Below are 1,560 nucleotides of genomic sequence, written 5' to 3'. Positions count from 1 at the left end.
GCTTGGTCTCTGACGATTCACTTTTACCCCCTCACTGCGTGTATGTGCCAGTTGGGGGTGCGGAATGTGGGCTTTAATGGGGGATTTGGTTCTGGATGGTGAACCAGAGTTAGAAGAAAAAGCGTTACAGGGTTCTTTGCCCTGGGTGGACGATCCAAGCGACCAAAGCAATGCCACACATCACGGCTTTCCCAGAGACATCGTGTTATCTCCCAAACTGAAGAAGCTGTGTCAGCGTTGTTTTAGTGAGGGGTTACGAGAGCCAACAAAACGACCAGGAATTAGTCAATGGGTTGAGGATTTGTATTCGGCAGCCGACTTCACAGTGGAGTGTCCCGATTGCGGTAGCACCTACTACGCCAATCAACAATGCTGTCCCTGGTGTGACTACCCTCGTCCACTTCAGATGCAACTGCTAATCAAACGATGGGAACCGCTGCCAGATGTGAGAGAATGTCAAAGGTTTCTCTCAAAGCAGAAGATTCTGGCGGCTCTGGCACTGACAGAACGCCAACCGTTAATCCTTACGAATCGAATTATTAATGGCAGAACAGGAGCGGATAACCATATTCCTGCGATCGAACTCCAAATCGAAAGAACTAACGTTCGTGTTCGCAGTCTCAATGGGCAATGTTTCTGGCTGTCGTCTTTTGATGGCGAACAACGAACGGTTGTAGAAGTGCAGGATGGATGGAAACGATTTCCGGCCAACGATCGACGCTATACGTGGCTGCTGCATTTTGCCCCTACCGATCGCCCACACCGTCTTGCAACATTCAGGTTTGTCTCTGGAGAACACTCATAATGAGAGTCAGCGATATTCAAAGTGGACGAATCCACACCATTGAAGTTGAACGGAGCGATCGCACCTCATTTGATGGTCAAGAACTCCTATCCATCAAGAATGAAGTTTTCCTACACAGAGATCAGATCGGCAATGACATTCTTCTGGTTCATGGCTCAGATATTTGGCATATTCAAGGTAAAGACCAACAGAACCAGACCGAGTTAGAAGGCATTCTTGAACGTAATCTACCAACCTTATGCTGGTTGCTGGAAATCCGTCCGAAACAACAGTCCCCAAATCAACTTTCCATTAAAGTGCATGAATTTCCAGGTAAGCTCTACATCCCCAATGAAATGCAGTTTGGTGTTGATGAAAAAATTATTAACGATATTCGTAAGCGGCATCTGCGCCGTTCCGATCCGGTTGAGCAAATCATTGATTGGCTAACTCGTGAACTCCTTATACCGACCGTAAGTGAAAGCCCAAAAGCACGAATATTAATACGAACTGGTAAGAACTACCAGGATGGACTGGAAAACTCATTCCAGCTATGCGGCAACAGAATTACAGTTGATGTGCGGCGGACTGATGACAGTTGTTTGCGGGTTGAACGAGTCACCAAGTCACGATCGCCAAAAGATGCTAGTCAGCAGCGCCATCTAATTTTATTAGAAGCACCAATGTCGTTCTGTGATATGCAGGGTAAGCTCATCTAATTTGGTATAAATTGTACTTGACAAAAAGACAACTATAGAAAACGTGGCATTCACGTA

2 protein-coding genes are annotated in these 1,560 nt (G+C 46.3%); both read left to right on the top strand.

The genetic code is table 11. The features are described from left to right. Positions 1-64: 64 nt before the first annotated feature. On the top strand, positions 65-805 hold the full coding sequence (locus QUA99_RS32785) for a hypothetical protein (RefSeq protein WP_333343674.1): 741 nt from the start codon (positions 65-67) through the stop codon (positions 803-805). Further along, positions 805-1,503 carry a hypothetical protein gene (locus QUA99_RS32780; RefSeq protein ID WP_333343675.1) on the top strand — a complete coding sequence of 233 codons (699 nt, stop codon included), beginning with the start codon at positions 805-807 and terminating at the stop codon, positions 1,501-1,503. Before QUA99_RS32785 ends, QUA99_RS32780 begins: the two co-directional genes overlap by 1 nt. Positions 1,504-1,560 lie beyond the last annotated feature (57 nt).

It is taken from the genome of Microcoleus sp. F10-B2 (assembly GCF_036704965.1).
In the GTDB taxonomy this organism is placed as follows: Bacteria; Cyanobacteriota; Cyanobacteriia; order Cyanobacteriales; family Microcoleaceae; genus Microcoleus.
The sequence above is the reverse complement of the archived record's forward strand: the minus strand, read 5'-3'. Positions and strand labels throughout refer to the sequence as shown.

Bases quoted from the DNA above. Each gene is read 5' to 3' on its own strand.
- QUA99_RS32780 (WP_333343675.1), top strand. From the start codon at position 805: ATGAGAGTCAGCGATATTCAAAGTGGACGAATCCACACCATTGAAGTT.
- QUA99_RS32785 (WP_333343674.1), top strand. From the start codon at position 65: ATGTGGGCTTTAATGGGGGATTTGGTTCTGGATGGTGAACCAGAGTTA.